The following is a 24,557-nucleotide window of genomic DNA, read 5'->3' as shown; positions in this document are numbered from 1 at the left end:
CGCAACCAAAATGGTCCCGTGGTGTAGCGGTTAACATGCCTGCCTGTCACGCAGGAGATCGCCGGTTCGATCCCGGTCGGGACCGCCATTTTTTTTTTTGCCGGTGTAGCTCAGTTGGTAGAGCAACTGACTTGTAATCAGTAGGTCGTGGGTTCGACTCCTATCGCCGGCACCATCCCTTGGAGGGGTAGCGAAGAGGCTAAACGCGGCGGACTGTAAATCCGCTCCTTAGGGTTCGGCGGTTCGAATCCGTCCCCCTCCACCATTTTTAGGGGCATAGTTCAACGGTAGAATAGAGGTCTCCAAAACCTTTGGTGTGGGTTCGATTCCTACTGCCCCTGCCAGGTTTCAAGGTACTCGTTATCAAAAACTACTGTGATTACATATAGTGGCGATTGTGGCGAAGTGGTTAACGCACCGGATTGTGGTTCCGGCATTCGTGGGTTCGATTCCCATCAGTCGCCCCATTTATAATTGGGGTATAGCCAAGCGGTAAGGCAACGGATTTTGATTCCGTCATGCCTAGGTTCGAATCCTAGTACCCCAGCCATTCATTTTTTAATATGAGCCATTAGCTCAGTTGGTAGAGCATCTGACTTTTAATCAGAGGGTCGAAGGTTCGAGTCCTTCATGGCTCATCAGTTTTTATAAATGCGCCCGTAGCTCAATTGGATAGAGCGTCTGACTACGGATCAGAAGGTTATGGGTTCGACTCCTGTCGGGCGCGCCAAAAAAGCCTAATAGTATCGGAATGTAGCTCAGCTTGGTAGAGCACTTGGTTTGGGACCAAGGGGTCGTAGGTTCGAATCCTGTCATTCCGACCATCTTTCCTAACATGGGGCCTTAGCTCAGCTGGGAGAGCGCCTGCCTTGCACGCAGGAGGTCAGCGGTTCGATCCCGCTAGGCTCCACCATTTATATATTTCGGAGGTATACCCAAGTCTGGCTGAAGGGATCGGTCTTGAAAACCGACAGGCGGGTAACACCGCGCGGGGGTTCGAATCCCTCTACCTCCTCCATATTTTTTCGGGTCAGTAGCTCAGTTGGTAGAGCATTAGATTGAAGCTCTAAGTGTCGGCGGTTCGATTCCGTCCTGACCCACCATCTGCGGGTGTAGTTTAATGGTAAAACCTCAGCCTTCCAAGCTGATGTCGTGAGTTCGATTCTCATCACCCGCTCCAAAATAATGGGCCTATAGCTCAGCTGGTTAGAGCGCACGCCTGATAAGCGTGAGGTCGATGGTTCGAGTCCATTTAGGCCCACCATTATTCCGAAGTAGCTCAGTTGGTAGTAGCACCTGACTGTTAATCAGGTTGTCGCAGGTTCGAGTCCTGCCTTCGGAGCCACGGCCCGTTGGTCAAGTGGTTAAGACACCGCCCTTTCACGGCGGTAACACGGGTTCGAATCCCGTACGGGTCATCAAGCATGTTGCACATTAGTGCGACATGCTTTTTTTTGTATCTTTTGAAAACCCCTTGCTATGCGAGGGGTTCTAAAGAGCTTCTAGCTATGGACAAGAAAAAAACCCAGCCGTACAATGAAATCAGGTCTGGTCAACCGTGACTTCGTACGAAAGGGGATCAGCGTAAAAAAGCGGCAAATCCATGCTCAACAGTTATTCCCTCTGTAATTTCCCCTAATTTTAATAATGTCTACTCAAAATGGGCATCATAATCCATAAATAACTTTAGTTTTAGAAAAATAAAAGAGAGATGCTATAAAATATTGAACAAAGTATTTCATATATAAAATATGTATGTTTTCTGGCAGATTTTATCGTGGTGATTATAGTTCCATTCCTCTAATATGAGGGGAGATGGAGGAATTCAATATGAATTTACATGAAGTACAGCGGTTTTTAGAACTTTATCAAGTAGAACAAAATGAATCAAAAACATGGCTAGACAATAAATTACAGCAAATTAAAATAGCAGGCGAATATATACCGACAACGGAAGAATTAATCTTTGGTGCGCGAGTAGCATGGCGCAATAGTAATAAGTGTATTGGTCGATTGTTTTGGCAATCGCTGAATGTTGTTGATGCCCGTGATATTTCAAAAGAAGAGGATATTTTCAACGCATTGCTTGAACATATTCAATATGCAACAAATGATGGAAAGATTCGTCCAACAATAACGATTTTTGCACCGGGGCGTGTACGTATATGGAATCATCAGCTAATCCGTTATGCTGGCTATGAAACGGAATCTGGAATCGTTGGTGATCTGCATTCTGTTGAGTTTACAAAAGTATGTGAGTCACTCGGCTGGCAAGGTAAGAGAACAGCATTTGACGTGCTTCCACTCGTTGTACAGGTGGATGGAAGGGAACCACAAGTGGTTACTATCCCTGACGAATATGTACTAGAGGTACCTATTCGTCATCCGGAATCTGCTCAAGTAGAGAAGCTAGGATTAAAATGGTATGCAGTGCCGATTATTTCAAGCATGCGCTTTCAAATGGCAGGTATTGATTTTGAGGCGGCCCCATTCAATGGTTGGTATATGGGTACAGAAATTGGAGCACGTAATTTAGCAGATCATGAGCGTTACAATATGTTGCCCGCTATAGCAGAAATTTTCAATCTTGATACAACTAAACAGGCTTCTCTATGGCGTGATCGCGCATTAGTTGAGCTGAATATTGCCGTTCTGCATTCCTTTAAAGAAGACGGTGTCAGCATAGTAGATCATCATACAGCTGCACAGCAATTTAAATTGTTTGAGGAAACAGAAGCAGCAGCGGATCGAAAGGTTACTGGCAATTGGACGTGGTTGATTCCACCTCTCTCACCAGCTACGACTCATATTTTCCATAAACCTTATGTTAATGTTTACAATACACCAAATTACTTTTATCAGAAACCACCTTATTAGTAGAGAAAGGCAGCACACTTTAAGATTGTGCAAATACAAAGCGACCCATGATCAATTATGCCGAGGCATAATTTAATCATGAGCCGCCCTTTTTAATTCACATATTCATTTTTAGAAGCCCTAAATGAACATATAAAGAGAATAAATGTTACGACAACAAATAACCAGCCGGTGATATTCCAACCACCGAATAAATCATGTAAATAACCAAATAAGATTGGACCGATTGCGGCTAATAAATATCCTAGTGATTGCGCAAATCCTGATAAATCAGCTGCCTCAAAAGCTGTACGGGTACGTAGTGTAAAGAACATCATCGCTAATGCGAATGAAGCGCCTCCGGCTAAGCCTAGTAGCACCATCCACAGTACAGCGAGGGTCGTCCATTCCATGACTACTCCGATAAAGCCAACTAAGTAAAATACTGTAAACATTAATACGAGAGGACGTTGAGATGTCATTTTACTAGCGATAATAGGAACAGCTAAAGCCATTGGAACTTGTGAAAATTGCATGATGGAAAACATCCAGCCTGCGCGATCTGCAGCTAATCCTTGTGATATATATATTTCAGGAATCCAAGCGGCGGTTGTGTAGAATAATAATGACTGAAATCCCATAGCCCCTGCTACTGCCCAAGTAACAGGTGATTTCCATAATGGTGTACGTTCTTTCGTAGTCTTATTAGTCGGTTCAGGCTTATTAAATTTCAACTGTGGAATCCAAATTACAATAGTTAACACCACAAGAACAAGTGAAATGGCCAGTGCACCTTGCCAACCAAGTGATGAATTGGCAACAGGATAGCTAATGCCAGCACCGAGTCCAGCCGTCAAATTCATCGACATTGTGAAAAATGCCATAAGTAAACCTACGTGAAAGGGAAATTTCAATTTAAGTAATCCTGGAATTAGTACATTACCAAATGAAATGGCTATACCAATTAGCATCGTACCAAATACGAGTAAACTAGTTGTGCCAAGGGAGCGTAGTACAATCCCTCCCCCTAAAAGAATAGTTGATAAAAATAATGTTAATTCTAGTCCAAATTTACGTGCGACAATTGGAGCGAATGGTGAAATGATTGCAAATGCTAGCAATGGGATCGTTGTTAGAAAGCCTGCTAGTATATTGGATATGCCGAGGTCTTCACGGATAAAGGAAATGATAGGTCCAACAACTGTTAGCGGCATCCGTAATGTCGAGGCAATACAAATTATTCCGATAACGAGCAATAAGGTTGTACCTTTCCAGTTAATTTTCCTGCTAGGATAAGTATCGGTATGTTCATGAGTAGTCAGATAAATCCCCCCTTGTTAGAACAAACTTGATTGAATCACTATACCACTTTATCACAATAATAAAAATAGTGGAAAATTCACAAAATATAGAATATTAATCGAGTTATTGAAATGCCATAGGTCGTATGTTAAACTAATACCCATCATAAATTTAATATTTAATGCCTCATGTTTGTAGTGAGGTAGAGGTCGCGGTATTTAAGAGTATGTTAATGGAAATGACAAGCATTAGAGAAATTAGCTGAAAGGAAATACTGCCGAAGTGTGAGGGGACTTGAAAACCTCATGCTGGGGCTGTCTCCGAAAGGAACAGAACTGTCACGTTTGAACAACGTGTTGAGCTATCATTTTGAAGGAACAGAGGATTTACTTAGCCATCACAGCAACGTTCATGTGATGGCATTTTTTTCGCCTCTTAAAAAAGGAAGGAAGCTATATCGTGAGTGAAATAAAAGTCAATCAGCTCGGTCATAAAGCACCGAAGCTGAAAAAAGAATTAAAAAGCCGTCATATTACAATGATTTCATTAGGCGGTACAATCGGTACTGGATTGTTTTTAGCTAGTGGAGGTGCCATTGCGCAAGCAGGCCCTGGCGGTGCACTACTCGCCTATGCATTAATCGGTATCATGGTGTATTTTTTAATGACGAGCTTAGGGGAAATGGCAGCTTATATGCCATCATCGGGCTCATTTAGTACGTATGCTACAAAATTTGTAGACCCAGCTCTAGGCTTTGCGCTTGGCTGGAACTACTGGTACAACTGGGCAATTACAATTGCGGCAGAAATTTCTGCTGTCTCATTAATTATGAAATATTGGTTCCCAGATAGCTCATCAGCACTTTGGACTGTTTTATTTATTGCTGTCGTTTTAACGTTTAATCTATTATCTGTAAAAAGCTATGGTGAAAGTGAATATTGGTTTGCCATGATAAAGGTTGTAACTGTCATCATTTTTATTATTATCAGTTTCCTAATGATTTTTGGTATTTTAGGAGGAAACGCTCCGGTAGGCTTTACGAATTTCTTTATCAGTGATGGACCATTCCACGGTGGATTTCTTGCTACATTTGGTATTTTCTTAGCTGCTGGATTCTCGTTCCAAGGGACAGAGCTACTTGGAATAACAGCAGGTGAAACAGATGATCCTGGTAAAAATATTCCGAAAGCTGTTAAGTCTGTTTTCTGGAGAATTCTTTTATTCTATATTTTAGCGATCGGTGCAATTGGGCTGCTGATTCCATTTACAGACTCACGTTTGCTATCTGAAGATATCGCTGTTTCACCATTTACACTGGTGTTCGACCGTTTAGGAATTGCCTTTGCTGCTTCATTGATGAATGCTATCATTTTAACGGCAATGCTGTCAGCAGGGAATTCAGGGCTGTACGCATCTTCTCGTATGCTTTGGCAATTGGCAGTAGATGGACATGCACCGAAATTTTTCGCTAAACTAAGCCGTCGAGGTATTCCGATTTACGCATTACTGGCGACTTTAGCTGTAGGCTCCCTAGCATTTTTAGCTTCATTCTTTGGTGATGGTGTAGTCTATATGTGGCTTCTAAATGCCTCTGGGATGTCTGGCTTCATTGCTTGGCTAGGAATTGCATTTAGCCATTACCGTTTCCGTCGAGCATTCGAGGTACAGGGCTTAGATCCGAAACTGTTACCGTATAAAGCAAGGCTATTCCCATTCGGCCCGCTATTTGCCTTTACGGTTTGTATGATTGTTGTTATTGGACAAAACTACAATGCCTTTATGGGTAATACAATAGACTGGTATGGAGTCCTTGTCTCCTATATCGGTATTCCACTGTTCTTATTCTTATGGCTTGGCTATAAAATCAAGCATAAAACTAAAATGCTTCCATTAGAGCAATGTGATTTAAAAGTCGAACAATAAAAAATAAAACTGTCCTGTAAGTCATAGAAATTGACTTGCAGGGCAGTTTTTTTAGTTTAATAATAAATTTGTAATTCTAGACGTACAATCAAAATACTTCAAGTGAACGATTAATCTTTAAGGTTCAAAACCTCGTATCACCATAATTGCAATCATCGATCCGTAGATGACAAGAATAAGCAAAATGATGAGTAATCCTAAATATTTAGAAATACCTGTTTGTTTTGATCGAATTCCGGATATCCCAAAATAAACACTCATTATCCACAGTAGAGCACCTAAATAAAAGTAAATACCAAAAATGCTGTTTTCACTTAATGAACTAGCATAAAACAATAACAACCCAATAATACAAAATATAATAGAAAAAAACCGTAATTCCTTCTAAAAGTCATTTTTCCAGCCCTTTCTAAATTATTTTGATTATTGCTAACAATATACCAATCAATACAGTATGTTACAAATCTGCATTTTAGGCTTCAGATAAAATTACTGGAGAGAATAAAAAGGGGACTTTAGTTTCTCGAATCGTCCCCACTTTTGGTGCGCAACCTTAATATGGTAAAATGATAGATAAATAACACATCATCAAATTTTGGGTAGGACATTTGTTGAAACGTATACCATGCATATAAGTTGATTGGAGTGGAGGCTGGGCGACTCCTTGGGGATTAGCAATAGAGGAACGAAGGCTAAGAACATCACGTCCTGTGATAACGCCTTCGTGACCAACATCCTGCTGCTGACGCTTCGTTAGCACTACGCTTTCGCGCAAAAATCATCTGTTGCCCCAAGCGGCTCATCGGACGCCCCCAGGAAGCTCTGCTCTGCGCGAAAGCGAAGCGTCAGCGGCAAATGTTTTATCTGTGCGAAAGCGAAGCGACAGCAACAAATGTTTTATCTGTGCGAAAGCGAAGCGACAGCAACAAAGCGCCCAGTTGGAACGGAAATCAACCCCTCTTTGTGGTGATGATCATAGTAATGATAAGTCATATATATACTGCTTTATATTAGAAAGAGGTGCATGAAAGTGCAAAAGCATATTTTACTAGTAGAAGATGACGAAGCCATTCGTGAAATGGTAGAAAACTATTTAACGATGGAGGGGTTTCTTGTTACCTCTGCAGTAAATGGAGAAGAAGCATTACAAAACTGTTTAAACAACCCCTTTGATTTAGTGATCTTGGATATTATGATACCGAAACTTAATGGATTAGAAGTTTTAAAGATTATACGAGAGCAAGCATCACTTCCAATTATCATTATGTCAGCCAAGGATAGTGATGTTGATAAAGCATTAGGATTAGGGTTAGGGGCAGATGATTATATTGCCAAGCCATTTTCGATGCTGGAATTTTCGGCACGTGTTAAAGCCGTAATTCGTAGAGCTACAAAATACTCCAGTCAAGTAGAGGAGAAGAAAAATATTGTAGAGATAGACAAATTATCGATCGACCTTGTTAATTTTTCAGTTGAGAAGAATGGACAGCAAATAAAGCTCACATCAAAGGAATTTGGCATCTTAAAATTATTCGTGACAAATCGTAATCGAGTTTTTACAAAGCAGCAAATTTATCAATTGATTTGGAATGATGCTTACTATGGGGATGAAAATATTATTAATGTACATATAAGAAGATTACGCGAAAAAATTGAAGACGATCCATCCAATCCTCTATATATTAAAACACTTTGGGGAATCGGCTATAAATTAGAAGGATAAACTGATGATTATATTACTATTACTAATGATTGTGTTACTTTTAGGTATTATTATTTTTCAGGTGAGAGCAAAAAAACAACAAAACGCTATGATTCAATACATGCATCAAAAACTGCAAGCAATCATTAACGAACAATCGAGCGAAAAGATTTTAGTGTCGACGGCTAATCAAGAATTACAGCAGCTACTAATTGCGATGAATGCGTTGCTAGACCACAACCAAAAAGTACTGGCGACACATCGAAAAATGGAAAGCTCTATGAAAAAGATGTTGGCCAATATTTCTCATGATCTTAAAACGCCTTTAACAGTTGTACTAGGTTATACGGAAATGCTGAAGCTTCATCACTCACTTAGTGAAGAGGAGCAGAGACGATTGCTCACTGGCGTCCATTCGAAAACATTGGAAGTATTGAAAATAATCCATACATTTTTTGACCTGGCAAAATTGGAGGCAGGAGATACAGACTATCCAATGACGAAAATTAATGTAAGTGAAATTTGCCGGAAAAATATTTTATCATTTTACGATATGATCACATCTATGGGCCTAGAGATCGATATAGCAATACCAGAGATATCCGCATATGCACGTGGCAATGAAGAAGCGTTAGATAGGGTTTTGAATAATTTACTGTCCAATGCAGTTGCCTATGGAGCGGCAGGAAACATCATTGGGCTCACAGTAAGAAATGATGATACGAATATTTTTATTGATGTATGGGATCGTGGTAAGGGGATCGGCGAATATCATATTGATAATGTTTTTGAAAGAATGTATACACTTGAGGATTCCAGAAATAAATCCTTCCAAGGGAGTGGCCTTGGCTTAACTATTACAAAACGCCTTGTAGAATTAATGGAGGGTTCCATCCAGCTTTCTAGTATCCCATATGAGAAGACCATTTTTACAGTTTCTTTAAAACGAATGACATACTGAGCAGCCATGCTTGTAGAGCTTTTTAAGTGCTTTACAAGCTTTTCTTCTGCGCTTAAGAAATTTGTAAGAATCAAGTAATAAATTAGAGAGTTTCATTTTTTATAATAAGGATAGCAAATTTAAAGGAGAGATCTACATGACATATATTGTGAAAACAAATCAGCTTACGAAGGTGTTTGAGGGGAAAGAAGTCGTTTCTGCTGTGACTATGCATGTGAAAAAGGGAGAGATATACGGTTTTTTAGGTCCTAATGGTGCCGGAAAAACGACAGTCATGAAAATGCTAACAAACCTTACAAAGCCAACGAGTGGAGATATTGAAATCTTTGGTGAAAAATTAATGGACCGCTCATTCGACGTGCTGAAAAGGATGGGAACGATTATTGAATACCCAATTTTTTATGAAGATTTAACTGCACAGGAGACGTTAGAGCTACATTGTGAATATATGGGCTATTATGACAAGAAAGAAATTTCCCATGTCCTAGATCTAGTGAAACTAACAAACACGGAGAAGAAACGTGTAAAAGACTTTTCTCTTGGGATGAAACAACGGTTGGGTATTGCGCGTGCAATTATTACTAAGCCGGAATTACTTATTTTAGACGAGCCGATTAATGGACTAGATCCAGTTGGCATTAAAGAGCTTCGAGAACTATTTAGGATGCTTTGTAAAGAGTATGGAATTACGATTATTATCTCTAGTCATATTTTGGGTGAAATTGAACAATTGGCAGATACAGTTGGGGTTATTAAAGATGGAAGATTAATTAAGGAAGTATCAATGGACGCTGTCAATCGTAGTCAAACAGATTATATTGAAGTGATTGTCAATGATGGGAAAAAAGCTGCCTTTATTATAGAAAGTAAATTAAATATTACTAATTTCAAACTAATGGATGACAATTGTATTCGAATTTATGATTCGACAGCTTCACAAAAGGTGCTATCTAAAACATTGATTGAGCATGATATTGAAATTGAGGGCATCAGCAAAAAAACAAGCTCATTAGAGGATTATTTCTTGAAGTTAATCAATGGAGGTGTGGCTAGTGCTTAATTTAATGCGTCTAGAAATGAAAAAGTATCATATTGGTTCATATATAAAAAAAGCTGTTTTTGCAAATTTCATAATACTAGGTGTTATATTTATGCTTATATTTATTACTAAAATAGAAGGGGATCAAGATTTTAGAACTTATCAGACGGCATTTGGCCTTATAGATTCAGGCGTAAGGGCAGTATTTATTATTTTTGCTAGCGTGTTAATCGCCAAATTCATTATTGGAGAATTCAAATATAAGACCATCACAGTAGCATTTATGTATCCAATAAGTAGAAAAAAATTAATTGCTTCAAAGCTAGCCATTGTTGTTCTTTTTACCTTTAGTGCAATTATTTTATCGACTATTTTTGTAACAGCGATTTTTTGTGCTGTTAGCGAGAGTTTTCAGCTACTTCCAGAAACATTATCGTTCTCTTTCATAATACAACGAATTCCTGCCGTGATCATAAATGCAGTTTCAGCATCATGCATTGCATTAATACCATTGTATTTTGGCATGAGAAAATACTCCATTCCGGCAACTATTATATCATCTATAATAATTGTATCGGCCGTATCATCGAATTCAGGTAACTTCACCTTGTATGATATTATTTTCATACCCATCACTTTAGCTATTATCGGTATAAGCGTGGCCTATTTATCATTCCGAAACATTGAGAAGATAGATATTTAAGGGTAAATAAATAGCCAATCATAAAAAGTAGGGGATGATATTTGTTAAACCACGTTATGAAAAACCCCTTACATGTAAAAATGCCAGATACAAAGCCAAATAATGGTCTTTGTGTCTGGCATTTTATTAACCAAATACCGTTTGCCATAATAAATAAAGATTTAGAGCAACTACAATCACTACGACAATCCATCCTAATACAGTTGTAATACGATGATTGACGAGGCTTCCCATGATGTCACGTTTACTTGTAAACATAACAAGCGGTACAAGAGCAAATGCAATACCAAAGGATAAAATAACCTGACTTAGGACAAGCGCATATGTCGCATTAACGCCGGATGCAATGATCACCAGAGGAGGTATCATTGTAATAGCACGGCGTAAATAGAGCGGAATTTTCTTTTTAATAAAGCCCTGCATCACAATGTCACCTGCGAGTGTACCAACTGAAGAGCTAGCAAGACCTGCAATAAGAAGTCCAAGACCAAAGGACACTGCCGCCATCGGACCAAGCGCTTCTTTTAATCCGTTATAAGCGATATCTAAGTCTTCAACTACTACGCCCTGAGTATGGAATACTGCTGCAGCAATAACAAGCATACTCATATTGATAGCACCAGCGACAATCATCGCGATGATAATATCAATAAATTCAAAACGGAATATACGTTTTTTTTCAGCATCATTTCGGCCAACGATACGACTTTGAGTTAGTGAAGAATGTAAGTAAATAGCGTGTGGCATAACAGTTGCTCCTAAAATACCTGTTGCCAGTAGAATAGAATCTACACCATCAAAGCGTGGTGTTAACATGCCTATTGTTACCTCGCCCCAATTTGGCTGTGCTAAAAACGTCTGGAATGCAAATGCTAATACGACAATAACCACCATACCAGAAATGCCCGCTTCAAATGCTCTAAAGCCTCTGCGCTGTAATTCTAAAATAGCAAATGAGCCGACTGCTGTAATAAGCGCTGCAGGCAACATTGGAATGTTGAATAACAAGTACAGCCCTAGTGCAGCACCAATAAATTCTGCCAGGTCTGTTGCAATAATGACCAATTCAGCCTGTATCCATAAAAATATAGAAGTTTTTTTAGAAAAATTTTCACGTGCTATTTCGGGTAAATTTTTGCCTGTCGCAATACCAAGCTTTGCCGATAAGGATTGGATTAACACTGCCATTAAATTGGAAAAGGCGATTACCCACAGCAGTAAATATCCATATTGTGAACCTGCTGTAATATTTGTTGCGAAGTTGCCTGGATCAATATAGGCAACTGCTGCGATGAAGGCTGGGCCAAGAAACGGTAAGATTCGTCGCCAACCTTTTATATCTCCATCTAAAACCGCCTCCGCGGACGATTTATTCACTCGTTTGTAAACCATGTTGTTCCCTCATTTCAAAGAGTATCGCAAGTGAAATAAAGTTTCCTAGGGGAAAATGATATATTCTTATTTTATAGCTAGAAGAAGAAAATGTGAAGGAGTTTGCTCAATTTTTTTCTTAATACGAAATGTTTTTGATTTCGTAAATCAATTGCCATTAAAAGACTTTGATTTGGTTTGTGTATCATAATGTATTGAAGCATCATAGCAAAATATTCGATTCATTTTAAAATGATCCAAGGATTAATGTACTTAGCCATTTTAAAAGAGGGAATATACTTATAAGGTGGCCTTCTTAAATGATTTCTAATTTCGGTTATTCACATATTTTCTACCAATATTAAAGCGTTATTCTTCAAATAATAAAGAATTCTCGCCAAAGTTGAGGAATGATTAGAGTGAGGCTGGGCGACTCGGTGAGAGGTGACCTTAAACGCAAGCGAAGCGGCTTCCTAAGAAAGCGCCCAGTTGGAACGGAAATCAACCACACGTTATGGTAGTGGGACGTAATAAAAATATTCGAAATATCAAGTGAAAATTTTTTTTTGTAACCGTTCTTTTCATCTTTACTTTTTTTAAATACAGGCGTAATATGACATCATTATAAAAGTTTCAAATTTCTAAATCGCTGAAGCAATTAGACGCGGGGGACCCAATTTTTACGGATTACATAGGTATTCCTTGGGGTGAATCTCTTCATTTATTGAGGGGTAGGGCTACTCAGGCCCGAATCCGACAGCTAACCTCGTAAGCGTTAAGAGCAGAAAAGTGGAGCTTGGCAGACGAATGAACGTCTACAAGTCTTATTTAGTGATGACTTGTAGATTTTTGTATCTTCATTTTATAAAACAAGGCCCCGGTGAATGGAACAAAAAACGATTATGCTAAAGTGTAATCGATTTAGAAATGCGAAACACATTCTATGAAACTAGAAGGTGTTGAATATGAGATCCTCATTAAAACGTTTTATTATCGGTAAACCATTAAGATCGGATGCGTTAGGGGAACAAAAGCTTAGTAAAACAAAAGCACTTGCCATACTATCATCTGATGCGTTGTCATCAGTAGCGTATGGACCTGAGCAAATTTTAATTGTACTCATGACGGTAAGTACGGTTGCCTTTTGGTATTCTCTACCGATTGCTGCTGGGGTAGTTGTGTTACTGACAGCACTTATTTTCTCGTATCGCCAAGTTATTTATGCGTATCCACATGGTGGCGGAGCATATGTAGTTTCCCGAGAAAATTTAGGTGTCAATGCTGGTCTAGTCGCAGGTGGATCATTGCTTGTCGATTATATTTTAACAGTTGCGGTAAGTGTATCGGCTGGAACAGATGCCATTACTTCGGCATTTCCAAGTCTGCATCCTTATAACGTGGTAATCGCTGTGTTTTTTGTTATATGTTTAACGATTTTAAACCTACGTGGTGTCACAGAATCCGCATCCATTTTAGCGTATCCAGTTTATTTGTTTGTAATTGTGATGCTGATGTTAATCGGGGTAGGGGTTTATAACGTAGTAACAGGGCAAGTTCCTGCAGCGTTACATCCAAAGGTAGGTACACCTGTTGCAGGTATTAGTTTATTTATATTATTAAAAGCATTTGCATCAGGAAGCTCAGCTTTGACTGGTGTGGAAGCAATTTCAAATGCTATTCCTAATTTTAGAGATCCAGCACCAAAAAATGCGTCTAAAACATTATTGGCTATGGGCGGTATTTTAGCAGTGCTATTTATCGGTATTGTGAGTCTAGCATATTTTTATGGAGTTGCTCCAAATGCGAAAGAAACGGTTGTCTCACAAATTGCGGAGGTAAGTGTAGGTCGTAATATTTTTTACTATATAGTACAAGGAACAACAGCGATGATATTAGTACTTGCTGCGAATACAGGTTATTCGGCCTTTCCTTTACTGGCTGTCAATTTATCGAAAGACGGTTTTATCCCAAGAATATTCCAAATTCGTGGGGATCGACTTGGGTATTCAAATGGCATTATGATGCTTGGTTTAGCTGCCATTGTTTTAATCTTTTTATTTGATGGAACAACTGAGCATTTGATTCCACTTTATGCGGTAGGGGTGTTTATTCCGTTTACTTTAGCGCAGGCTGGAATGATGCGAAAATGGTGGCGAGAAAAGCCAAAAAGTTGGTTTGCTAAATTTACGATCAATACGGTTGGAGCGGTCATTTCCTTTGTTGTAGCCATGATGTTTTTCGTGACAAAATTGCCTCAAGTATGGCCAGTGTTTATCTTTTTACCAATTATTATTTGGACGTTCCATCGTATTAAACAGCATTATAAAACAGTTGGTGAACAGCTAAGATTAGATAATGTGGAATTACCGAATGTGGAGGGTAATGTTTTCATTGTCCCTGTTGCTGGTATTACGAAAGTAGTCGAAAACACTTTGCATTACGCGCAGACATTAAACGTTGATAAAATTATTGCCTTTTATGTGGCCTTCGATCAAGCGGACGCAAAAGCGTTTGAGGAGAAATGGAAAGCTTGGCAGCCGGATATACGGCTTGTAACATACTATTCACCATATCGAAGTATTACACAACCGTTGATGAAGTTTATTGATAAAGTTGAACATCAATGTACGAAATTGGGCTATCAAGTAACAGTTATCATCCCACAGTTTTTACCGAAAAAAGGATGGCACCATATGTTACACAATCAATCGAGTCTATTAATTCGCGCTTCGCTGTTATTTCACAGAAATATCGTCATTATGACAGTGCCCTTCCATTTATCAAAATAATGACTAGCAAGCTCGAAAATAGTCTGATATAATCATTACGTTGATTGTAAAACACGAACGTTTGCAATTGAAAGTTAGTAAAATAATAGTAAATTCCGAAAAAAACAGACTTTATTCAGTGTGAGAAACAAGTACATACCGAATAAAGTGCCATTTTTGGAAATAACGCCAAGGTGTATTAATAAAAGGAAGTTCTTACAGCTTAATACTATTTCACTCATATAATAGCGAGAATATGGCTCGCAAGTTTCTACCGATTTACCGTAAATAAATCGACTATGGGTAGCAATGCTTTAGAAGACTTCATAAAAGATGTTTTCTATTCATTTCGACGTTTTTACGCTGAATGCTTTGCTCCACTCGTAGATGATTGGAATCAAAGTATTCAGCGTTTTTTTATTACTTGCATTGCTTCTGGCGCTTGCCTGTAACGGAATGTAAGTTGCTCATTAAGAGTTATTACTATAAGAAAGAAGGCTATCAAGGAAATGAAGTTATTACACGACAAAATTACACAAGAGGGTAAAGTTTTATCTTCATCTGTATTAAAAGTAGATTCATTTTTAAATCATCAAATTGACCCAATGCTTATGAAAGAAATTGGTCATGAGTTTGCGACTCGATTCTCAGATCAAGTCATTACAAAAATATTAACGATCGAATCTTCAGGTATCGCACCATCTGTGATGCTAGGGCTTGAAATCGGTGCTCCTGTAGTGTTTGCACGTAAACGTAAATCATTAACACTATCAGATAATCTTTATAATTCAAAAGTACATTCTTTCACAAAAAATGAAACGAACGATATTTCAGTTTCACGTAGTTTCTTAAATGAAGATGATAACATTCTAATTGTTGACGATTTCTTAGCTAATGGGGAAGCTGTCAAAGGTTTGCTTGATATCGCAGCACAAGCTGGTGCAAATGTTGTAGGTGTAGGCATTGTTATTGAAAAAGGCTTCCAAGACGGTGGGAAATTATTACGCCAGCAAGGGGTTCGCGTAGAATCATTAGCAATTGTAGATTCTCTTGAGGATGGCAAAGTAACATTTGCTACGGAGGCTAATGCGTAATGAATACCGTTAAATCGACGACGCTAGCTATTCAACATTTACTTGCGATGTATGCAGGAGCCATTTTAGTACCACTGATTATCGGTGGGGCAATCGGCTTTGATTCAACACAAATGACGTATTTAGTAGCGATTGACATTATGATGTGTGGGATCGCAACGCTTTTACAAGTGTATTCAGGTAAAATGATCGGTATTGGTTTGCCAGTAGTACTAGGCTGTACATTTACAGCAGTTAGTCCAATTATTGCAATCGGTACAAATCCTGAACAAGGAATTACTGATATTTATGGATCTATTATTGCATCAGGTATAATCGTTATGATTATTGCAGGTTTTTTCGGTAAGTTAGTAAAATTCTTCCCACCAGTTGTTACAGGCTCGGTTGTGTCGATTATCGGTATCTCTTTACTACCAGTAGCTTTAAACAATATGGCAGGTGGACAAGATGCGGCAGATTTTGCATCTGGTTCTAATGTAACTTTAGCGTTTATTACATTGGTTATTATTTTAGTCGTTTATCGTTTTTCTACAGGTTTCATTCGTGCTATTTCCATTTTAATCGGATTAGTCGCAGGGTCAATCCTAGGAGTATTTATGGGGAAGGTTGATTTTAGCCCAGTATCAGATGCTGCCGTATTACACATGGTTCAGCCATTCTATTTTGGGGTCCCAACATTTAATTTATCTGCAATCATTACAATGACGCTTGTAGCAATGGTTTCTTTAGTAGAATCATCAGGGGTTTATTTTGCACTAAGTGATATTTGTAATAAAAAATTAGATTCAAAAGATTTATCACGTGGGTACCGTTCAGAAGGTCTAGCCTCTGTTATCGGCGGTATTTTCAACGCTTTCCCATATACAACATTCTCACAAAACGTGGGACTTACACGTATGTCAGGCGTAAAAAACCGTAAAGTCATTTACATCACAGGTGGTTTACTAGTAGCACTTGGCTTCTTACCAAAAATCGCGGCATTAACAACGATTATTCCAACACCAGTACTTGGTGCTGCAATGTTAGCGATGTTCGGTATGGTTATTACGCAAGGTATGGGCATGCTAGTACCTGTTATGAATGAGTCAGCGGAAAACGCCATGATTGCAGCAATTGCAGTCAGCCTTGGTGTCGGTGTATCAGTTGTACCTGGAATTTTTGATGCACTGCCAGAGAGTGTATCTCTTCTAACATCTAACGGTATCGTCTGTGGTTCTGTCACTGCGATTATCCTTAATATTTTATTCAACATGATTGGGCCGCAACGTAAGGAAGACCCTATGCATGGAGAAGCTTAAAGGAAATCTATACAAAATGTCATCTACTTCCATAGTAGGTGACATTTTTTTATGCGGAAAGAGGGCTACCTAATGAGGGGGGACTGCATTTTAACTTTACAACAAGGTTATTTCATTTTTATTCAGCTAAAAAGGCGGAAAATGCATGGGGAATATTGGTTAGAGGTTAGTGATTATAAAAGTTTATCGACTTATCGGGAGAAATAGTAAGGGCTTATATTTACTATATGCGGGAGGATCAATACAATTAAAAAACTAATGTTGCGAGCTGGAGAAGAGAAGTATTTTTTACCAGTGAGTTGGTTATATGCTTTTTGCTAGTATTGAGTATGTAATTAACAAGGAGTTGACTGAAAAATTGACAGCAAAAATAATAATATCATTGATGATATTGAGTGGATTGGTACTTATGTATATAGCGATTTTCTCCAAGAATAAAGATATTGAAGAGATATTTTTATTCGGTGTAACAGATTTAATTACCACAGTACTTATTTTAGTATTTAATTTTTCATCAATAAAGTTAAAAAGAATATTGCTATTTTTATTTGGGTTGCTTTGGGTAGGTTTATTCTTTTTTATCTTTATTACTGGGGAATATTAGCTTCTTTAAATGGAAGTCGTGGATTTTCGTCTTTATATATAGAATAAGTCCATCCGTAGTTTTCCATCTTCATACATTGCTTATTATTACAAGAAAACAAGTAGGTCTGTTCATCTGTACGAACACTGACCTGAAAATAGTAGGGGAAGGCACCGCCTTTATTTTTATTAATACTTGTATCAATAGCAATGACCTTTTCTTGTTCGGCTAACTTTTTATAATCTTCACTATCCACTGTTTTTTGAACCATTTCACTTAAAATAATCTTTTCTTCTGAAGTAGCTTCATACCATTGGTCAATCAGAAACCACTTCCCAAATATATATAAATTTACGCTTAAGCTAACTATCAGTAGAATGAACACCATCGTATTTCTCAATATAATCACTTCCTTTAATCTCCCATCGTTAGTAAAGTCTGTCAAAACTACGAAATCAAGTAGATATTAAACCTACAAATAATACCATCTTGCACTTTGTGTGTAATTTTACACTATTTTTGTTTTTGATGTCCATATATTTATAAAAGGGGAAAATTAGGTATTGTAATCCAAATTGGTATGGAATATCATGAATCTTATGGAAAGGTTGGTTATAAATGAGTTTAAAAACTGCTAAAGAAGTTATTGAAGAACTACAAGTAACTATGAATTCACATATGTGTCAAGAAGAAAGAATGAAATTAGAAGTTTGGTTAAAAGAGTATTACATAGACGAACTAATAAAAAATAAAGTACCGATGAATTCGGATTGCTAGTCATTTAAAAAAGTAGTTATGGGGCACTTCTTTTTGGAGGTGTCCTTTAAATACCCACCACTGCAAAGTACCCCACCCAATTAGTATTTGGCCAAAGCATCGGGAAGACTGAGACTTAAAGGATTTCTATAATATACACAATGTCATCTACTTCTATAGTAGGTGACATTTTTTTATGAAAAGTAGATGTTTAAATTTAAATTGTTAGGGAATCTAGAAAATAAATACATCTTAATAGAATGCAAGTCGATGTCTCAACATACATTTAAAATATATAAAACTACTTTTGAAAGGTCTCTTACAAATGCAAAGTATATTTCTGATTTTAATACTTCAATTAATTTATGTGCCTTTTTTAACGTTACGTACAATACTTTTAGTGAAGAATGTTACTTTCCTTGCCGCCATATTCGGTATGCTGGAGATGTTAGTGTATGTATTTGGCCTTTCACTCGTTTTTAGTGGGAAGCAAAGTATGTTAGCTATGGTTTTTTATGCAGTTGGCTTTGGGTTAGGTATATTTTTAGGGGCCAAAATTGAACGTAAATTAGCGATTGGCTATGTTTATACGACCATTAATACGCAAAATAAGAATGAGGAACTTGTGAAATTTCTTCGGAATGAAGGGTTTGCGGTCACGATTTACATTGGTGAGGGGCGAGATAGTAACCGCTATAAATATGAAATATTAACAAAGAGAAACCGTGAGCCGGAATTGTTCCAAATTGTTGAGCATTATGAACCGAATGCTTTTATTATTTCGTACGAGCCTAAATCATTTAAAGGTGGATTTTTGCTGGATCGAATGAAGGCCAAAAACAAATAGTTTTCCCCTAATATTGCCCTTCCGTTTATATACAGAAGGGCATTTTGGGGTTCTCACCAAAAGTTGTGGATGACTTTGTTAAAACGTCTATTATGTAAATAAGTTGATTGGAGTGGAGGCTGGGCGACTCCTTGGGGATTAGCGTCACAGATGAGACCCTGGAGCGAGCATCGCGAGTGAAGCGGCTCAACGGACGCCCCCAGGAAAGCGCCCAGTCGGAACGGAAATCAACCACACGTTTTGGTGATGATCCATTTTTTGTATTCACACAATTTATAGAGAAATTTAGCGACCAAGCTCGATAAAAAATATTACTACTATTATACCGACAGACGTGAACAATAACATGTTCAAATCGATTTTTTCATACTATAAAAACATGCAAGTCTCGGAGGGGTGTTGTATGTATTTTTTTACGAAAGGCTTGGTCATTCTTATAGGAAGTACCGCGGTAGCATTAGGGATAAACTTATTCTTAACACCCTATCAAATTTTAGATGGGGGCGTTGTAGGAATAGCGCTTATTTTACACTATATATATAAGCTTAAAATAGGTTTAATGATCATCATTATTAGTATTCCAATTTTCGTTATTTCTTGGTATAAATACAGAGCGTATTTTTACAATAGTATCCATGGATTATTCGCATATTCTCTTAGTATCGATTTACTAAAGCCCGTCCGGAATCTTATTCATGTAGATGCCATCTATAGCGCCATATTTGGAGGGGCACTTATGGGTTTTGGTGTTGGTTTGATGCTTAGATTTCAGACAAGCACTGGCGGTACAGATTTGATTGCCCAATTTTTAAGTGATAAAACCGGAATTAATGTCGGGATACTTATTTTTATGATAGATTCAATCGTCATTGTCATAGGGGGGCTGCTATTATCTTCTAGTACATTATTGCTTTCTATTATTACAATTTTGGTAGCAGGGATTACTACAAGTATCATGACTAGCCGTGTTTAATAAAAAATAGCTTCAGTAGGACTGAAACTATTTCGAAAATCGTTATCGAGAGCTCTTCATCATTCGCTTTTTAGGATGTGCAGGCTTCACTTCTGCAATTAATATGGCGAGTAAAATCAGTATTGCCCCTACAACCATACGACTTGTTAATACCTCATGTAAGAATATAACGGATAATACCATGCCGAAGAAGGATTCTGTAGACAGGATAATCGCAGCCTTTGTAGCAGACGTATATTGATTCGCAATATTTTGAAAAAGGTAGGCAAGGGTAGTTGAAAAAATGGCTAAATAAACGATTGAATAGATTGCTTCTTTTTCAAGAGTGGACGGGATATCGCCTTGACTGACTAAGACCAAGACACCTAAAAAAGATGCTGTGATAAATTGAATAATCGTCAGAGCAATGGCATCTTCCTTTTGGACAAAAAGGTTCGTACAAAAAATATCAAAAGCGAAGGCGACAGCGCATGCTAAGGAAAGCGCATCTCCGATGTTCATTGTTAGCGAGCCCTGCAAAGATAGAAAACCAATACCAACAATAGCTATAATCGAACCAATCATCTCATAGCCATCTATACGACGCTTGTAAACCGCAAAGGCAATTAGTGGAACAATAATGACATTTACAGCGGTTAAAAATGCATTTTTAGATGGTGTTGTATATTGTAGTCCTACTGTTTGAAGGGCAAAGGCGATATACAAAATGGTCCCTAACAAAATACCTTTCCAGATAACTGATTTTGAAGCTTTTTTTAATTTATATCCAAATAAGACTGTCAGTATAATTGAAGCTAATAAGAACCTACCTGCCATTACTTGATAGGCTGTTAAATATTCTAATGCAATAGCCGTTATGACAAAACCGCTACCCCAAACGATTGCAGTGACTAATAGCATACCATCAGCTATGTATTGTTTCATCATTCCTCCTCCTAACTTCAATAGAATAGCATGAGATGGGAGAAAATAGTTTGATTTTAATTCTAAAAATTCAGGCGTTTTTTTGTACTTATTCCAAAGCTGTCATTCAACATTCGTTTTGCTATGTAATAAGTACAATTTAACGGCTGCAGCTATATGCTCATAAAAAACATAATCATTTTCTAAAGGTGCTACTAGCTGACGTATTTTTGACATACGATAACGGATTGTGTTTGGATGGCAGAAATGAGCAACGGCTACTTCTTTAATATTTCCTCGTTTTACGACATAGGTGATGGCTGTTTTCATTAAGTCCGGATCAATCTTTTCCTCAAATAAGGGACCGAGATAGCTATTTACATAGTCCATAGCGAATGTAGCGTCCTTACGATGCAATTCAATTAATAACGAATCGGAAGCAAGGTTCTCATAATGGCATATAGGAGCCGTTTCAATTTCAGCCATGATGCGTGCGTAAAAGGCTTCACGAACAGCAATAGGGAGTTCGGTTTGTGTTACATGACAACGACTATAGCCAAAGGTCATTGATTCTGTTGAGATTGCATACATCGTCAACCATTCATTTAGAAGTTTTTCGAATTGAAATTGCTGTGATGGATGGGTCATTACAATAAAGAGGCTCTTTTTATAGCTACAAATCATACCAGATTTCAATAGAGGCTCTAATTGGAAAAGGGATTGCATCCATTGACTATTTGCATGATCTTGCATTTGAATATTAGCAACAAATACATATTTTTCAAAGGGCTTATTGATTTGTTGTAAAATAAACTTTATTTGTTCATCAGTTACTTCTTCCTCCATGATACGTCGCATAATCGTATCTAAAAAGAATGAATAATCCTGCGTTTTTGCATAGGCCATCGTTTCTAAAATAATCTTTTCAAAAAATTCATCTCCGCCAAATCGCAATATCGGGAAATTTTGTTCATCTGCATAGACGATCACTTCCTCAGGCAAATCCTCATAGATAACAGGTTTATAAGCTAGAGCACTTGCTCCTAGCTCAATAAGGCTTTTCACGGCATTCCATAAATATTCTGGTTTTTGCTTTGCGAATAATAAGCTGCTTAAAACAACACTATTCGGTGTGAAAATCGTTTCTCTCACAGTCTGAATATCGGGTGAAAATTCAAAGTCTAGAATTTCCACATTTTGAACGGGCTTATGTAAACCATTGCGACCAGCAACGACTGTAAAATCTTTTGTAATTGGCAGTTGTAAAAAGTTCTCTACGTTCATTAGGCTATCAAACAACCTTTCTTGTGATTGAGCTTCTATTACTTATTATAACTGATAAGCCCAGTGAAAAAGCTGATAAGGCAATTCGAATCGCTGATAAACCAACCAATTAAAAAGAATCTGCTGATGTTCTACAGACTAAGTCCGTAAAGCAAGCAGATTCTTCCACATTATTAAGTTTAGATATTAGCGAAAATATTAGGTTTTCTATTTTTCATTGGATTCGTTTGTTCAATGGCGTAACCAACGTTAAGAATACGACCTTCCTTAAAGGCTGGACCAATAATTTGGAGGCCAACTGGTAAATTACCTTTAAAGCCACAAGGAACGGAAAGGGCAGGTAACCCTGTTAGGTTACTTGGGCCTGTAAAACGAATGATATTATCAATTAAATCAACTTTTTCACCATTTAAATATGCAAAGTCATCACCAATAGTACTTGCCACTACAGGTAATGTAGGCGTAATAAGCACATCAACCTGATTAAAAATCTGTGTAAATTCTTGCTTGATTTGTCGTCGCACCTGTTGAGCCTGTAGGTAATCAACGGCAGATGGTATTTCACCTAGTTCAAATAACAGACGAATATCATCTCCGAAATCCTGTGGTCTTTTCTGTAAATCGGAATGATGGATTGCAGCTGCCTCCGAAAGGGAAGTAACGAGCTCTGCCCACTCTGCATATTGCAAGGATGGAATTCGAACGATTTCAACTTTTGCTCCTTGATCCACTAAGCTTTGAATACTTGCCCGAACAGCCTTCTCCACATCGGAATCTACTCTGTTAAAGAAATACTCTTCGTTGATGCCGATGACTAAATCCTTCACATTACCCGAAATTTGCTGTACATAATTCTCTGTTGGAACGTCTGTACAGGTAGGGTCTCTATGGTCAAATCCAGAAATAATCTCAAGTAAGCCGGCTGCGTCTTTTACTGTCTTTGTCATTGGACCAATATGGTCTAAGCTCCAAGCAAGAGGGTAGCAGCCATATTTACTTACGCGCCCATGAGTAGGCTTTAAGCCGACAATCCCACAGGCTGATGAAGGGATTCGAATAGAGCCAGCAGTATCTGTACCTAATGATGCGACGCTTGCCCCTGCTGCAACTGCTGCGCCAGAGCCTCCACTAGAACCACCAGGGATTTTATCTAAATCCCATGGATTTCGAACGGGTCCGTAATGAGGGTTATTATTCGTGATGCCCCATGCGTACTCATGCATGCTTAATTTACCTGTGAAAATAACACCGGCATTACGAAGCTTTTCTACAACCGTCGCATCATAATTTGAAACGAAGTCCTTATGAATCTTTGATGACATCGTTGTTATCTTATCTTTAAAGTACAAATTATCTTTTAATGCCATAGGAATCCCGTGATATATTCCTCGATACTGTCCATTCAAAATTTCTTTTTCTACCACTTGTGCTTGTGCTAGGGCTTCTTCACGATAAAAAGCCATGTATGAATTAATTTTAGGCTGACTTTCTTCAGCAAAATCTAAAATTGCTTTCGTCAACTCGACAGGAGAGAGTTTTTTAGTTTCAAGTAATGGTGCTAATTCTTCAACAGATTTTAAGTGTAAATCAGTTGTCAATGTGGTCACCTCCAGGGATGCTACGGATAGCGATATCAGCATCATCAATAGCGATGCCTTCTAAATTACCACGAAGGGATTGCATACCTTCCCACCGTGCTTTTAGAAGTTCAAGGTGTTCAGATTTTGGTGTAATTCCTTTATTCTCCAATAATTGTTGAATTGACAAACTCATTAACAGGATCCTCCCTTGAAAATAGTTTTTATCTAAATAGGCTTCCCTATAAAGAACAGATCTTCAATTATAAAAAATCATCGCCATAACATGAGGTATTTTTTGTTCCGACTAGGCACTTCGTTGGAGATGAGATTTGCGCATCGGGTTATCTGTGACGCTATGAGTGTTTTTACAATTAGCATCCTTAGTTTAAGGAGATGGGTTATTATTTTACTATAAAAATAATAAATTTCTATAAAAGGTAATAAAATACTATTATTACAAGCATACACTATTCACGATATATATCAACCAATTGATTGAATATATCATATATTATGAAAAATATACTACTCTATCAAGTAATTAAGATTACTTTGAATAGAGCAATGTCAACTATTGAAAAGGATTTCTAGTGCTAGAGACACTTGTTTTTACA

At 37.9% G+C, this 24,557-nt stretch carries 21 protein-coding genes, 16 tRNA genes and 3 riboswitches; of the genes, 29 read left to right on the top strand and 8 right to left on the bottom strand.

Annotated elements, in window-relative coordinates:
• Window positions 1–12 precede the first annotated feature (12 nt).
• The 17 genes from ACIQ7T_RS14565 (at window position 13) to ACIQ7T_RS14485 (ending at window position 2,877) form a co-directional block, all read left to right on the top strand.
• A tRNA-Asp gene (locus tag ACIQ7T_RS14565) sits at window positions 13–88 on the top strand.
• A gap of 11 nt (window positions 89–99) precedes the next feature.
• Window positions 100–175: transfer RNA gene (locus tag ACIQ7T_RS14560), tRNA-Thr, on the top strand.
• Between the two features lie 6 nt (window positions 176–181).
• Window positions 182–265 (top strand) — tRNA-Tyr (locus ACIQ7T_RS14555).
• Window positions 266–270: 5 nt separating this feature from the next.
• A tRNA-Trp gene (locus ACIQ7T_RS14550) sits at window positions 271–344 on the top strand.
• 47 nt (window positions 345–391) lie between these two features.
• Window positions 392–467 (top strand) — tRNA-His (locus tag ACIQ7T_RS14545).
• Window positions 468–475: 8 nt separating this feature from the next.
• Window positions 476–550 (top strand) — tRNA-Gln (locus tag ACIQ7T_RS14540).
• A gap of 15 nt (window positions 551–565) precedes the next feature.
• Window positions 566–638, top strand: a tRNA-Lys gene (locus ACIQ7T_RS14535).
• Window positions 639–653: 15 nt separating this feature from the next.
• A tRNA-Arg gene (locus ACIQ7T_RS14530) sits at window positions 654–730 on the top strand.
• A 17-nt stretch (window positions 731–747) separates the two neighbouring features.
• Window positions 748–824: transfer RNA gene (locus tag ACIQ7T_RS14525), tRNA-Pro, on the top strand.
• Between the two features lie 13 nt (window positions 825–837).
• Window positions 838–913 (top strand) — tRNA-Ala (locus ACIQ7T_RS14520).
• Window positions 914–925: 12 nt separating this feature from the next.
• Window positions 926–1,018 (top strand) — tRNA-Ser (locus ACIQ7T_RS14515).
• Between the two features lie 9 nt (window positions 1,019–1,027).
• Window positions 1,028–1,103 (top strand) — tRNA-Phe (locus tag ACIQ7T_RS14510).
• A 3-nt stretch (window positions 1,104–1,106) separates the two neighbouring features.
• Window positions 1,107–1,180 (top strand) — tRNA-Gly (locus ACIQ7T_RS14505).
• 7 nt (window positions 1,181–1,187) lie between these two features.
• A tRNA-Ile gene (locus ACIQ7T_RS14500) sits at window positions 1,188–1,264 on the top strand.
• A 4-nt stretch (window positions 1,265–1,268) separates the two neighbouring features.
• Window positions 1,269–1,345, top strand: a tRNA-Asn gene (locus ACIQ7T_RS14495).
• A gap of 1 nt (window position 1,346) precedes the next feature.
• Window positions 1,347–1,418 (top strand) — tRNA-Glu (locus ACIQ7T_RS14490).
• A 412-nt stretch (window positions 1,419–1,830) separates the two neighbouring features.
• Window positions 1,831–2,877 (top strand): nitric oxide synthase oxygenase, encoded by a 1,047-nt coding sequence (locus tag ACIQ7T_RS14485; protein WP_370080729.1) that lies wholly within the window; start codon window positions 1,831–1,833, stop codon window positions 2,875–2,877.
• A gap of 92 nt (window positions 2,878–2,969) precedes the next feature.
• Here the strand turns inward: ACIQ7T_RS14485 and ACIQ7T_RS14480 are convergent, their stop codons facing one another.
• A complete protein-coding gene (locus ACIQ7T_RS14480; RefSeq protein WP_370080885.1) occupies window positions 2,970–4,178 on the bottom strand; it encodes a CynX/NimT family MFS transporter in 1,209 nt (402 codons plus the stop codon).
• Between the two features lie 175 nt (window positions 4,179–4,353).
• Window positions 4,354–4,530: riboswitch (Lysine riboswitch) on the top strand.
• A gap of 87 nt (window positions 4,531–4,617) precedes the next feature.
• On the opposite strand from ACIQ7T_RS14480, the gene ACIQ7T_RS14475 reads away from it, so the two are divergent.
• Window positions 4,618–6,081 carry an amino acid permease gene (locus ACIQ7T_RS14475; RefSeq protein ID WP_370080731.1) on the top strand — a complete coding sequence of 488 codons (1,464 nt, stop codon included), beginning with the start codon at window positions 4,618–4,620 and terminating at the stop codon, window positions 6,079–6,081.
• Window positions 6,082–6,634: 553 nt separating this feature from the next.
• On the opposite strand, the gene ACIQ7T_RS14470 is transcribed toward ACIQ7T_RS14475, so the two are convergent.
• Window positions 6,635–6,856 carry a hypothetical protein gene (locus ACIQ7T_RS14470; RefSeq protein ID WP_370080733.1) on the bottom strand — a complete coding sequence of 74 codons (222 nt, stop codon included), beginning with the start codon at window positions 6,854–6,856 and terminating at the stop codon, window positions 6,635–6,637.
• 255 nt (window positions 6,857–7,111) lie between these two features.
• Between ACIQ7T_RS14470 and ACIQ7T_RS14465 the strand changes: the two genes are divergently transcribed.
• The 4 genes from ACIQ7T_RS14465 (at window position 7,112) to ACIQ7T_RS14450 (ending at window position 10,486) form a co-directional block, all read left to right on the top strand.
• The gene (locus tag ACIQ7T_RS14465; RefSeq protein ID WP_402871164.1) at window positions 7,112–7,804 is read left to right on the top strand and encodes a response regulator transcription factor; all 693 of its coding nucleotides are present in this window, start codon (window positions 7,112–7,114) and stop codon (window positions 7,802–7,804) included.
• A 4-nt stretch (window positions 7,805–7,808) separates the two neighbouring features.
• On the top strand, window positions 7,809–8,744 hold the full coding sequence (locus tag ACIQ7T_RS14460) for a sensor histidine kinase (RefSeq protein WP_402871161.1): 936 nt from the start codon (window positions 7,809–7,811) through the stop codon (window positions 8,742–8,744).
• Window positions 8,745–8,880: 136 nt separating this feature from the next.
• Window positions 8,881–9,804, top strand: coding sequence for an ABC transporter ATP-binding protein (locus tag ACIQ7T_RS14455; protein ID WP_402871158.1), 924 nt, complete (start codon window positions 8,881–8,883; stop codon window positions 9,802–9,804).
• A complete protein-coding gene (locus ACIQ7T_RS14450; RefSeq protein WP_370080741.1) occupies window positions 9,797–10,486 on the top strand; it encodes an ABC transporter permease in 690 nt (229 codons plus the stop codon). The genes ACIQ7T_RS14455 and ACIQ7T_RS14450 overlap by 8 nt, the downstream gene beginning before the upstream one ends.
• Before the next feature lie 126 nt (window positions 10,487–10,612).
• Here the strand turns inward: ACIQ7T_RS14450 and ACIQ7T_RS14445 are convergent, their stop codons facing one another.
• Window positions 10,613–11,878: an Nramp family divalent metal transporter gene (locus tag ACIQ7T_RS14445; protein ID WP_370080743.1), complete on the bottom strand. Its 1,266-nt coding sequence runs from the start codon at window positions 11,876–11,878 to the stop codon at window positions 10,613–10,615.
• Between the two features lie 616 nt (window positions 11,879–12,494).
• Window positions 12,495–12,646: riboswitch (cyclic di-AMP (ydaO/yuaA leader) on the top strand.
• Between the two features lie 176 nt (window positions 12,647–12,822).
• Here ACIQ7T_RS14445 and ACIQ7T_RS14440 point away from each other — a divergent pair.
• From ACIQ7T_RS14440 to ACIQ7T_RS14425, 4 genes are all read left to right on the top strand, one after another.
• A complete protein-coding gene (locus ACIQ7T_RS14440; protein WP_370080744.1) occupies window positions 12,823–14,646 on the top strand; it encodes an APC family permease in 1,824 nt (607 codons plus the stop codon).
• A 197-nt stretch (window positions 14,647–14,843) separates the two neighbouring features.
• A riboswitch (purine riboswitch) is annotated at window positions 14,844–14,945 on the top strand.
• Between the two features lie 189 nt (window positions 14,946–15,134).
• Complete coding sequence (locus ACIQ7T_RS14435; RefSeq protein ID WP_370080746.1) at window positions 15,135–15,719, top strand: xanthine phosphoribosyltransferase; 585 nt, start codon at window positions 15,135–15,137, stop codon at window positions 15,717–15,719.
• The gene (locus tag ACIQ7T_RS14430; RefSeq protein ID WP_370080748.1) at window positions 15,719–17,017 is read left to right on the top strand and encodes a nucleobase:cation symporter-2 family protein; all 1,299 of its coding nucleotides are present in this window, start codon (window positions 15,719–15,721) and stop codon (window positions 17,015–17,017) included. The genes ACIQ7T_RS14435 and ACIQ7T_RS14430 overlap by 1 nt, the downstream gene beginning before the upstream one ends.
• Before the next feature lie 358 nt (window positions 17,018–17,375).
• Window positions 17,376–17,621: a hypothetical protein gene (locus tag ACIQ7T_RS14425; RefSeq protein WP_402871153.1), complete on the top strand. Its 246-nt coding sequence runs from the start codon at window positions 17,376–17,378 to the stop codon at window positions 17,619–17,621.
• On the opposite strand, the gene ACIQ7T_RS14420 is transcribed toward ACIQ7T_RS14425, so the two are convergent.
• Window positions 17,605–18,000 carry a hypothetical protein gene (locus ACIQ7T_RS14420; protein ID WP_402871150.1) on the bottom strand — a complete coding sequence of 132 codons (396 nt, stop codon included), beginning with the start codon at window positions 17,998–18,000 and terminating at the stop codon, window positions 17,605–17,607. The two genes, ACIQ7T_RS14425 and ACIQ7T_RS14420, sit on opposite strands and share 17 nt — an antisense overlap.
• Before the next feature lie 218 nt (window positions 18,001–18,218).
• Here ACIQ7T_RS14420 and ACIQ7T_RS14415 point away from each other — a divergent pair, with 218 nt between their 5' ends.
• From ACIQ7T_RS14415 to ACIQ7T_RS14405, 3 genes are all read left to right on the top strand, one after another.
• Window positions 18,219–18,377 (top strand): hypothetical protein, encoded by a 159-nt coding sequence (locus tag ACIQ7T_RS14415; protein ID WP_370080752.1) that lies wholly within the window; start codon window positions 18,219–18,221, stop codon window positions 18,375–18,377.
• Window positions 18,378–18,681: 304 nt separating this feature from the next.
• Entirely contained in the window at window positions 18,682–19,203 is a 522-nt protein-coding gene (locus tag ACIQ7T_RS14410; protein WP_370080754.1) for a DUF2179 domain-containing protein, read from the top strand.
• A gap of 403 nt (window positions 19,204–19,606) precedes the next feature.
• Window positions 19,607–20,176 carry a YitT family protein gene (locus tag ACIQ7T_RS14405; RefSeq protein ID WP_402871146.1) on the top strand — a complete coding sequence of 190 codons (570 nt, stop codon included), beginning with the start codon at window positions 19,607–19,609 and terminating at the stop codon, window positions 20,174–20,176.
• 42 nt (window positions 20,177–20,218) lie between these two features.
• On the opposite strand, the gene ACIQ7T_RS14400 is transcribed toward ACIQ7T_RS14405, so the two are convergent.
• The 4 genes from ACIQ7T_RS14400 to ACIQ7T_RS14385 all read right to left on the bottom strand — a co-directional run bounded on the left by ACIQ7T_RS14400 (window position 20,219) and on the right by ACIQ7T_RS14385 (window position 24,136).
• The gene (locus ACIQ7T_RS14400; protein ID WP_402871144.1) at window positions 20,219–21,100 is read right to left on the bottom strand and encodes a DMT family transporter; all 882 of its coding nucleotides are present in this window, start codon (window positions 21,098–21,100) and stop codon (window positions 20,219–20,221) included.
• 102 nt (window positions 21,101–21,202) lie between these two features.
• Window positions 21,203–22,363, bottom strand: a complete 1,161-nt coding sequence (locus tag ACIQ7T_RS14395; RefSeq protein ID WP_402871141.1) for a PucR family transcriptional regulator — start codon at window positions 22,361–22,363, stop codon at window positions 21,203–21,205.
• Between the two features lie 179 nt (window positions 22,364–22,542).
• Window positions 22,543–23,961 (bottom strand): amidase, encoded by a 1,419-nt coding sequence (locus tag ACIQ7T_RS14390; protein WP_370080761.1) that lies wholly within the window; start codon window positions 23,959–23,961, stop codon window positions 22,543–22,545.
• A complete protein-coding gene (locus ACIQ7T_RS14385; protein WP_249075639.1) occupies window positions 23,951–24,136 on the bottom strand; it encodes a hypothetical protein in 186 nt (61 codons plus the stop codon). The genes ACIQ7T_RS14390 and ACIQ7T_RS14385 overlap by 11 nt, the downstream gene beginning before the upstream one ends.
• Between the last annotated feature and the right edge of the window lie 421 nt (window positions 24,137–24,557).

Source organism: Lysinibacillus sp. NPDC096212, from assembly GCF_044763105.1.
GTDB lineage: Bacteria > Bacillota > Bacilli > Bacillales_A > Planococcaceae > Lysinibacillus.
This window is presented reverse-complemented; position numbering and strand designations above follow the sequence as displayed.

Excerpts from the sequence above, each read along its gene's own strand:
- ACIQ7T_RS14445 (WP_370080743.1), bottom strand. The coding sequence starts at position 11,878 with ATGGTTTACAAACGAGTGAATAAATCGTCCGCGGAGGCGGTTTTAGAT.
- ACIQ7T_RS14405 (WP_402871146.1), top strand. The coding sequence starts at position 19,607 with ATGTATTTTTTTACGAAAGGCTTGGTCATTCTTATAGGAAGTACCGCG.
- ACIQ7T_RS14415 (WP_370080752.1), top strand. The coding sequence starts at position 18,219 with ATGAGTTTAAAAACTGCTAAAGAAGTTATTGAAGAACTACAAGTAACT.
- ACIQ7T_RS14455 (WP_402871158.1), top strand. The coding sequence starts at position 8,881 with ATGACATATATTGTGAAAACAAATCAGCTTACGAAGGTGTTTGAGGGG.
- ACIQ7T_RS14385 (WP_249075639.1), bottom strand. The coding sequence starts at position 24,136 with ATGAGTTTGTCAATTCAACAATTATTGGAGAATAAAGGAATTACACCA.
- ACIQ7T_RS14485 (WP_370080729.1), top strand. The coding sequence starts at position 1,831 with ATGAATTTACATGAAGTACAGCGGTTTTTAGAACTTTATCAAGTAGAA.
- ACIQ7T_RS14435 (WP_370080746.1), top strand. The coding sequence starts at position 15,135 with ATGAAGTTATTACACGACAAAATTACACAAGAGGGTAAAGTTTTATCT.
- ACIQ7T_RS14400 (WP_402871144.1), bottom strand. The coding sequence starts at position 21,100 with ATGAAACAATACATAGCTGATGGTATGCTATTAGTCACTGCAATCGTT.
- ACIQ7T_RS14430 (WP_370080748.1), top strand. The coding sequence starts at position 15,719 with ATGAATACCGTTAAATCGACGACGCTAGCTATTCAACATTTACTTGCG.
- ACIQ7T_RS14395 (WP_402871141.1), bottom strand. The coding sequence starts at position 22,363 with ATGAACGTAGAGAACTTTTTACAACTGCCAATTACAAAAGATTTTACA.
- ACIQ7T_RS14410 (WP_370080754.1), top strand. The coding sequence starts at position 18,682 with ATGCAAAGTATATTTCTGATTTTAATACTTCAATTAATTTATGTGCCT.
- ACIQ7T_RS14460 (WP_402871161.1), top strand. The coding sequence starts at position 7,809 with ATGATTATATTACTATTACTAATGATTGTGTTACTTTTAGGTATTATT.
- ACIQ7T_RS14440 (WP_370080744.1), top strand. The coding sequence starts at position 12,823 with ATGAGATCCTCATTAAAACGTTTTATTATCGGTAAACCATTAAGATCG.